Raw genomic sequence first — 7,975 nt, forward strand, 5'->3', positions numbered from 1 at the left:
ATGACCGACAGCGGTCACGTCTTCGACATGGTGCGCCACTGGGAGCGGGAGGACCCAGGTCGGACCGCGCTCCGGTTCGGCGAACGGGCCTGGACCTGGGGTGAGCTCGCCACGCGCGTCCGGCGCAACGCGACGGCGCAGGCCGCGGCCGGGCTGGCCCCCGGCGACCGGGTCGCGTTCGTGGACAAGAACCACGCAGCGTGCCTGGAGACGACGCTCGCGTGCGGGCTGGCCGGCTCGGTCAACGCGGTGGTGAACTTCCGGCTCGCCCCGGCGGAGCTCGCCTACGTGCTCAACGACTCCGGCGCCCGCGTGGTGTTCGCCGGCGCCGAACTGCTGCCCGTGCTCGAGCAGATCCGCGACGACCTCGACGCCGTCGAGCGCGTGATCACCGTGGGCGGCGAGGACGACGACTACGAGGCGTTTCTGAGCTCGGGCACCGACTCCGAGCCCGGCCACCACGCCGAGCCGGACGACTGCTTCCTTCAGCTCTACACCTCCGGCACCACGGGCCACCCCAAGGGTGCGATGCTGACCCATCGCTCGCTGGCCGCACACTCGGCGGCCGCCGCGGACGCGTTCGGCTTCACCCGCGACTCGGTCAACATGGTGGCGATGCCGCTGTTCCATGTCGGCGGCACCAGCTGGGCGCTCGCGGGCATGTCGATGGGCTGCGAGACGATCGTGGTGCGCGAGGTCGTCCCCGCCGAGATCCTGGCGACGTTCGGGCCCGAGCGCGTGACCCACGCGTTCTTCGTGCCCGCCGTGTTCGGCTTCTTCCTCCAGGTGCCCGGCGTCGCCGATTTCGACTACTCGTCCCTGCGCTGCCTCGGCTACGGCGGCTCACCCATGCCGACGCCCCTGCTGCGCAAGGCGATGGAGGTCTTCCCGGTCGGCTTCTACCAGGTCTACGGGATGACGGAGGCCTCCGGTGTCTTCGCCGTGCTGGGCCCCGACGACCATCGCGACACCGCGCACCCCGAGCGGCTCGCCTCGGCGGGGCTACCCGTCGGCGGCGTGGAGGTGCGCGTGGTGGACCCCGCGACCGGCGATCCGGTGGCAGACGGCGAGCTGGGCGAGTTCCAGGTCCGGTCAGAGCAGGTCATGGGCGGCTACTGGCGGCGGCCGAAGGAGACCGACGCGACCATCGTGGCGGGGTGGTTGCGCACCGGCGACGCGGGCCGCCGCGACGAGCACGGTTACCTCTACATCGAGGACCGGGTGAAGGACCTGATCATCTCGGGTGGGGAGAACGTGTACCCCGCCGAGGTGGAGCGGGTGCTGGCCGAGCACCCGGGCGTGGCAGAGTGCGCCGTCATCGGCGTCCCCGACGACAAGTGGGGAGAGACCGTGAAGGCCGTGCTCGTCCCTGTCGAGGGGGCGACGATCGACCAGGACGAGGTGATCGAGTTCTGCCGGGAGCGCCTGGCCCGCTACAAGTGCCCGGCCACTGTGGACGTCGCGGAATCGTTACCCCGCAACGCCACCGGCAAAATCCTCAAGCGGACCCTGCGCGCACCGTACTGGGCGGGCAGGCAGCGCGCACTCTGACGCCGTCCAGCTCGCCGGCTGCAGTGAAGGCCACCTTGCCTGCGTTGAACGCAGGCAAGGTGGCCTTCACTGCGGCTGGGCACCGGCGTCAGGCGAACCGGGCCACGTCGCCGGCGCCGGCGCGCACGATCTCGGGCTCGTCGCCCGAGAAGTCCACCACCGTGGTGGGCTCGGTGCCGCACTCGCCGGAGTCGATCACCGCGTCCAGCACGTGGTCGAGCCGGTCCTTGATCTCCCAGCCCTGCGTCAGCGGCTCCTCCTCGCCGGGCAGCAGCAGGGTGCTGGACAGCATCGGCTCGCCGAGCTCGGCCAGCAGCGCCAGCGCGACGGTGTGCTCGGGGATGCGGACGCCGACGGTCTTCTTCTTGGGATGCAGCAGCCGGCGCGGCACCTCCTTGGTGGCGGGGAGGATGAATGTGTAGCTGCCGGGCGTGGCCGCCTTGATCGCCCGGAACACGGCGTTGTTGATGTGCACGAACTGGCCGAGCTGCGCGAAGTCCTGGCACACGAGAGTGAAGTGGTGCCGATCGTCGAGCTGCCGGATCGAGCGGATCCGGTCGATGCCGTCGCGGTTGCCGAGCTGGCTGCCCAGCGCGAAGCACGAGTCGGTGGGGTACGCGATCAACCCGTCGCCGCGGAGGATCTCCACCACCTTGCCGATCGAACGTGTCTGCGGGTTGTCGGGGTGGACGTCGAAGTACCTCGCCATGCACCGAGCCTAGGCGCCGCCCCTGGCGGGAACCACGACCGGCGCGCCGCTGCTCCCCTCGGAGTGCACGCAGCACACTTCCCGACGACGCCGCCCCGCTGGCCACGCCGCGCAGCGGCCACGCCCGGAGGTGTTCAACCAGGTCCGCAGCCCTGCGAGCCGGACGCGCTGCCCGCCAAGGCCGCCGGCGCGATCCGCCGACCGGTGGCGAAGCGCCAGGTCAGTCCGCCTGTCCGCTGGTGAGCCTGTTGTCGACGTGGCGGCTGAGCAGCTCGCCCGCATTGTGGATGTGGGCGAGCATCGCCGCGCGTGCCGCCTCGGCGTCGCGCGCGTGCAGTGCCTCCAGGATCGGGTAGTGGTCGTTCACCGACGCCTGCACCCAGCCGCCGATCGTCTCGTAGAAGCGCGAAGGCGTGTGCTTGACCGACTGGGCGAGAAACCACGTCAGCTTCGGTGACCTGCCCGCTCGCGCCAGCAGGTTGTGGAACTCGTGGTTGAGGCTTTCGATCTCCTCCACCCGGTTGTCGGCAAGCGCGGCGGCGAGGCTCGCCTGGATCTCGTCGAGCGCCGCGAGGTCCTGTTCGGTCAGTCTGGGCGTCGCCCGCGCGACGAGCTCGCCCTCCAGCTGAGCCTGCACCCAGAACAGGTCGCGGATGTCGTCGCCGGAGAGTGGGGCGACCATGAACCCGCGGCGGGGCTCCAGTTGCAGCAGCCCCTCTGCCCGCAGGGTGAGCAGGCCCTCCCGCACCGGGGTGACGCTCACGCCGAGCTCGTCGGCGATCCGCTCCAGCCGCACGAACTCGGGGAACCGCAGCTGCCCCGACATGATCAGCTCGCGCACGTAGGTGGCCACCTCGTCGGGCAGGCCCCGCTTCGGTACGCGGGCAGGCCGGGAGCGGGTGCGCCGGGGCGGGCTGGACGCCTGACTCATGTCGTCGACCCTCACTGCTGCCAGGGGAGCGCCGAGGCGCTCCGGTTCCGTTCGAGCAACTGTAACCTGCGCCTCTCACCAGGGACTATGCAGGATCATATATCTAGGTTATAAAACATACGAGCAGCGAGGCCGCGATGACGGAGGTTGGGATGCCCGACGGGCAGGCAGTGCACTGTTCCGTCCAGGCGGGCATCACCGCGGTGACTCTGAACCGGCCGCACGGCCGCCACGCCCTCGCGGGCCAGAGCGAGAGCAACGCACTCACCAAGTCACTGGCCCGGCTGGGCGGAGGTGTCCTTCGCGGGGCGTTCCCCGAAGCGGAGCGCGTCGCGGTCGCACTGGCCGGGCACGGCAGGGACTCCGCGGAAGGGCGCGCGGCGTTCCTCGAGGACAGGGAGCCGACCTTTTCGTGAGCACACCGGACACTCCCCTCGCCGGACTGCGCATCGTGGAATGCGCGACGTTCGTGGCGGGCCCCTCCGGCGGGATGGCGCTGGCGCAACTGGGCGCCGAGGTCATCCGCGTCGACCTGCCGCAGGGCGGTGGCGACCACGGACGCTGGCCGGTCGCGCCCAACGGCACGAGCCTCTACTGGAACAACCTCAACAAGGGCAAGCGCTCCGTCGCGCTCGACTTCCGCGCCCCCGAGGGCCGCGAACTGCTCGCCGCGCTCGCCACGGCCGACGGGCCGGCCAACGGCATCTACCTCGACAACGTCGCCGGGCGCACCCGGTTGCGCTACGAGGAGCTGGCCGAGCGACGGCGCGACGTGATCCACGTGCATGTCCAGGGCAAACCGGACGGCAAGCCCGCGGTGGACTATACGGCGAACGCCGAGGTCGGCGTTCCGGACATGACCGGGCCGCAGGACCATGCCGCGCCCGTCAACCACGTGCTGCCGGCGTGGGACTTCCTCACCGGCATGACCGCCGCGACCGGTGTGCTCGCGGCGCTGCACCGGCGTGCCGCGACCGGTGAGGGCTCGGGCATCACCGTGGCGCTGTCCGACGTCGCGCTCGCGGCGGTGGGCAACCTCGGCTGGCTGGCCGAGGCGCGCCTCGCGGGCCGGGGCAGGCCGCGCCACGGCAACCACACGTTCGGCAGCTTCGGCGTGGACTTCCCCACCGCCGACGGGCGGCGGGTGATGGTGCTGGCGCTGACGCCCGGCCAGTGGGACGCGCTGTGCGCGGCGACCGGCACCACGAAGGTGTTCACGGCCCTCGAGCCGGTTTTCGACGCCGACCTCAGCACCGAGTCCGACCGCTACCGGCTCCGCGACACGATCGAGGCGATCCTGCGCCCATGGTTCGAGGGCCGCGGCCTCACCGAGATCGGCGAGCGGCTCGACCGCGCCAGGGTGCTGTGGGGCCCGTACCGGGACACGCACGAGGCGGCGACGCTCGCGCTGGCCGATCCCGGCTCGATCGTCACCGAGATCGACCAGCCGGGCGTCGGCGCGATGGTCGCCGCCGCCGGGCCGCTGCGCTGGTCGGGCAGCACGCAGCCCCCTCGACCCGCTCCCCTGCTCGGCACCGACACCGACGAGGTGCTCAGCCGGTACCTCGGGCTGTCCGCCGCGGAGCTGGGCAGGCTGCACGACGCCGGACTGGTGTCCGGCCCCACCGAGAGCCAACACTGAGACGAGAGACGACGGAAGGGAAACGCTACGACCATGGCGCTACTGGCCGGCAGGACCGCGGTGATCACCGGCGCGGCACAGGGCATCGGCTTCGCCATCGCCGAGCAGTTCGCGCGAGAGGGAGCCAGGCTCGTCCTCGGCGACCTCGACCTTGACGCCGCACGGGCCGCCGCGGACAAGCTCGGCGGGCCCGAGGTGGCCGTCGCCGTCCGCTGCGACGTCACCGACGCGTCCGAAGTGGACACCCTGCTGAACACGGCGCTGGCGACGTTCGGCTCGCTGGACGTGCTGGTGAACAACGCGGGCATCACCCGCGACGCCACGATGCGCACCATGACCGAGGAGCAGTTCGACCAGGTCATCGACGTGCACCTGAAGGGCACGTGGAACGGCACCCGCAAGGCCGCCGCGATCATGCGGGAGCGCAAGAGGGGCGCGATCGTCAACATCTCCTCGCTGTCAGGCAAGGTCGGCATGGTCGGCCAGACCAACTACTCCGCGGCCAAGGCGGGCATCGTGGGCTTGAGCAAGGCGGCGGCCAAGGAGATGGCCCACCACGGCGTGCGCGTCAACGCCATCCAGCCCGGCCTCATCCGGTCGGCGATGACGGAGGCCATGCCGCAGAAAGCGTGGGACCAGAAAATGGCCGAAATCCCCATGCAGCGCCCTGGCGAGGTGTCGGAGGTCGCGAGCGTCGCACTCTTCCTCGCCAGCGACCTCTCCTCGTACATGACCGGCACGGTGCTGGAGGTCACCGGCGGCCGCTTCATGTGAGCGGGCCTCGACACGACAGCGAAAGGTGAGAAACCATGCGTGACGCGGTGATCTGCGAACCGGTGCGGACCCCGATCGGCCGCTTCGGCGGCTCGCTGAAGAGCGTGACCGCGGCGGAGCTCGGCGAGGCCGTGCTCCGCGGCCTGCTCGACCGGACCGGCCTCGACCCGGCCGCCGTCGACGAGGTGATCCTCGGCCACTGCTACCCCAACAGCGAGGCACCGGCGATCGGCCGGGTCGTGGCCCTCAACGCGGGCCTGCCCATCACGGTGTCGGGCCTCCAGGTGGACCGGCGGTGCGGCTCCGGCCTGCAGTCGGTGGTGCAGGCGGCGATGCAGGTGCAGGCCGGGGCGAGCGATGTGATCATCGCCGGTGGCGCCGAGAGCATGAGCAACGTGCCCTTCTACTCCACGGACATGCGCTGGGGAGTCAAGGGCCCCGGCGTGACGCTGCACGACGGGCTGGCCCGTGGTCGCGTCACCGCGGGCGGGCGGCACCACCCCGTGCCCGGCGGGATGCTGGAGACAGCGGAGAACCTGCGCCGCGAGTACGGCATTCCCCGCGAGGAGCAGGACCGGCTCGCGCTCAGCTCGCACCAGCGGGCCGTGGCTGCGCAGCGGTCCGGCGTGTTCGCCGAGGAGATCGTCCCCGTGACCGTCAGCTCCCGCAGGGGCGACGTCGTGGTGGACACCGACGAGCACCCGCGCGCCGACGCGTCACTGGAGACCCTCTCCGGCCTGCGCCCGGTGCTGGGCAAACAGGACCCGGACGCGACGGTCACCGCAGGCAACGCCAGCGGGCAGAACGACGCGGCCGCGGTTTGCGTGGTGACCCACCCCGACCGCGCCGCCGAGCTGGGCCTGCGGCCGCTGGCCCGCCTGGTGTCGTGGGGTGTGGCGGGGGTCGGCCCCGAGGTCATGGGGATCGGGCCGGTTCCCGCGACCGAGGCCGCGCTCGCCCGCGCCGGGCTCAGCCTGTCCGATATGGACCTCATCGAGCTGAACGAGGCGTTCGCGGCGCAGGTGCTCGCCTGCACCCGCGAGTGGAAGTTCGGCGAGAGCGACTTCGAGCGGCTCAACGTCCACGGCTCGGGTATCTCGCTCGGCCACCCCGTCGGCGCCACCGGCGCCCGGATCCTGGCGACGCTCACCAGGGAGCTGCAGCGCCGCGAGGCCCGCTACGGGCTGGAGACCATGTGCATCGGCGGGGGCCAGGGCCTCGCCGCGATCTTCGAAAGGGTGGCCGCGTGAGCCCCACCGTCCTGACCTCGCTCGACGACGTGCGCGCCCGGCTGGGCACCGAGCTGGGACCCACGGAGTGGGAACCGGTGTCCCAGGAGCGGATCAACGCGTTCGCCGAGCTGACCGGCGACCACCAGTGGATCCACGTCGACGTCGAGCGCGCCGCCACCGGGCCGTTCGGCGGCACGATCGCCCACGGCTACCTGACACTGTCGCTGCTGCCGCTGTTCAACAAGCGGCTGTTCCGGCTCGACGCCGGATCGGCGAGGGTGAACTACGGCCTCAACAAGGTCCGGTTCCCCTCCCCCGTGCCCGCAGGCTCGCGGGTCCGCGCCACAGCGTCGTTCCTGGAGCTACACGACCTGGATATCGGCTCGCAGCTGCGGACGCAGTACGTCCTCGAGCTCGAGGACGCCGCCAAACCGGCCTGCGTGGCCGAATCCGTCACCCTCATCCTGCCCTGACCCGTCCCATTCGAAGGAGCTTTCCCATGGCCCGCCTTGCGCAGACCGCTGGTTTGACCGATGTGCAGCAGGAGATCTTGTCGACGGTGCGGGGGTTCGTGGACAAGGAGATCGTTCCGTATGCGCAGGAGCTGGAGCATGGGGATGTGTATCCGGCGGACATCGTGGCGGGGATGCGGGAGATGGGCCTGTTCGGGTTGATGATCCCGGAGGAGTTCGGTGGGCTGGGTGAGTCGCTGCTGACGTATGCGTTGGTGGTGGAGGAGATCGCCCGTGGGTGGATGAGTGTGTCGGGGGTGATCAACACGCATTTCATCGTGGCCTACATGCTGCGTCAGCATGGCACTCGGGCGCAGCAGGAGCGTTATCTGCCGCGGATGGCCACCGGGGAGGTGCGTGGGGCGTTCTCGATGTCGGAGCCGGATTTGGGCTCGGATGTGGCGGCGATCAAGACTCGTGCCAGGCGGGACGGTGATGACTATGTCATCGACGGTTCGAAGATGTGGTTGACCAACGGGGGCACGTCGAATCTGATCGCGGTGCTGGCCAGGACCGACGAGGGTGGGGAGAAGCCGCATCAGAATCTGACGGCTTTTCTGGTGGAGAAGCCGGAGGGCTATGGCGAGGTGGCGCCCGGCCTGTCGATTCCGGGCAAGATCGAGA

Annotated in this window: 9 protein-coding genes; 7 read left to right on the forward strand and 2 right to left on the reverse strand. The window is 70.7% G+C overall.

Annotated elements, in window-relative coordinates; translation table 11 throughout:
• The gene (locus tag FCN18_RS09100) at positions 1-1,551 is read left to right on the forward strand and encodes a long-chain-fatty-acid--CoA ligase (protein ID WP_113642595.1); all 1,551 of its coding nucleotides are present in this window, start codon (positions 1-3) and stop codon (positions 1,549-1,551) included.
• An 88-nt stretch (positions 1,552-1,639) separates the two neighbouring features.
• On the opposite strand, the gene FCN18_RS09105 is transcribed toward FCN18_RS09100, so the two are convergent.
• Positions 1,640-2,260, reverse strand: coding sequence for an L-threonylcarbamoyladenylate synthase (locus tag FCN18_RS09105; RefSeq protein WP_112270365.1), 621 nt, complete (start codon positions 2,258-2,260; stop codon positions 1,640-1,642).
• Between the two features lie 220 nt (positions 2,261-2,480).
• Positions 2,481-3,191, reverse strand: coding sequence for a GntR family transcriptional regulator (locus FCN18_RS09110; RefSeq protein WP_137094391.1), 711 nt, complete (start codon positions 3,189-3,191; stop codon positions 2,481-2,483).
• A 137-nt stretch (positions 3,192-3,328) separates the two neighbouring features.
• On the opposite strand from FCN18_RS09110, the gene FCN18_RS40060 reads away from it, so the two are divergent.
• The 6 genes from FCN18_RS40060 to FCN18_RS09135 form a co-directional block, all read left to right on the forward strand.
• Positions 3,329-3,607: a Clp protease/crotonase-like domain-containing protein gene (locus tag FCN18_RS40060; RefSeq protein WP_228713789.1), complete on the forward strand. Its 279-nt coding sequence runs from the start codon at positions 3,329-3,331 to the stop codon at positions 3,605-3,607.
• Complete coding sequence (locus FCN18_RS09115; RefSeq protein WP_228713791.1) at positions 3,604-4,833, forward strand: CoA transferase; 1,230 nt, start codon at positions 3,604-3,606, stop codon at positions 4,831-4,833. Before FCN18_RS40060 ends, FCN18_RS09115 begins: the two co-directional genes overlap by 4 nt.
• Positions 4,834-4,866: 33 nt before the next feature.
• A complete protein-coding gene (fabG, locus tag FCN18_RS09120; protein WP_112270363.1) occupies positions 4,867-5,607 on the forward strand; it encodes a 3-oxoacyl-ACP reductase FabG in 741 nt (246 codons plus the stop codon).
• Between the two features lie 35 nt (positions 5,608-5,642).
• The gene (locus tag FCN18_RS09125; RefSeq protein ID WP_112270362.1) at positions 5,643-6,857 is read left to right on the forward strand and encodes an acetyl-CoA C-acetyltransferase; all 1,215 of its coding nucleotides are present in this window, start codon (positions 5,643-5,645) and stop codon (positions 6,855-6,857) included.
• A complete protein-coding gene (locus FCN18_RS09130; RefSeq protein ID WP_137094396.1) occupies positions 6,854-7,312 on the forward strand; it encodes a MaoC family dehydratase in 459 nt (152 codons plus the stop codon). The genes FCN18_RS09125 and FCN18_RS09130 overlap by 4 nt, the downstream gene beginning before the upstream one ends.
• Positions 7,313-7,338: 26 nt before the next feature.
• A partial coding sequence (locus FCN18_RS09135) for an acyl-CoA dehydrogenase family protein (RefSeq protein WP_206077837.1) occupies positions 7,339-7,975 on the forward strand: 637 nt, incomplete at its 3' end.

This window comes from Prauserella endophytica, assembly GCF_005146945.1.
Taxonomy (GTDB): domain Bacteria; phylum Actinomycetota; class Actinomycetes; order Mycobacteriales; family Pseudonocardiaceae; genus Prauserella_A; species Prauserella_A endophytica.

Bases quoted from the DNA above. Each gene is read 5' to 3' on its own strand.
- FCN18_RS09100 (WP_113642595.1), top strand. From the start codon at position 1: ATGACCGACAGCGGTCACGTCTTCGACATGGTGCGCCACTGGGAGCGG.
- FCN18_RS09105 (WP_112270365.1), bottom strand. From the start codon at position 2,260: ATGGCGAGGTACTTCGACGTCCACCCCGACAACCCGCAGACACGTTCG.
- FCN18_RS09110 (WP_137094391.1), bottom strand. From the start codon at position 3,191: ATGAGTCAGGCGTCCAGCCCGCCCCGGCGCACCCGCTCCCGGCCTGCC.
- FCN18_RS40060 (WP_228713789.1), top strand. From the start codon at position 3,329: ATGACGGAGGTTGGGATGCCCGACGGGCAGGCAGTGCACTGTTCCGTC.
- fabG (WP_112270363.1), top strand. From the start codon at position 4,867: ATGGCGCTACTGGCCGGCAGGACCGCGGTGATCACCGGCGCGGCACAG.
- FCN18_RS09125 (WP_112270362.1), top strand. From the start codon at position 5,643: ATGCGTGACGCGGTGATCTGCGAACCGGTGCGGACCCCGATCGGCCGC.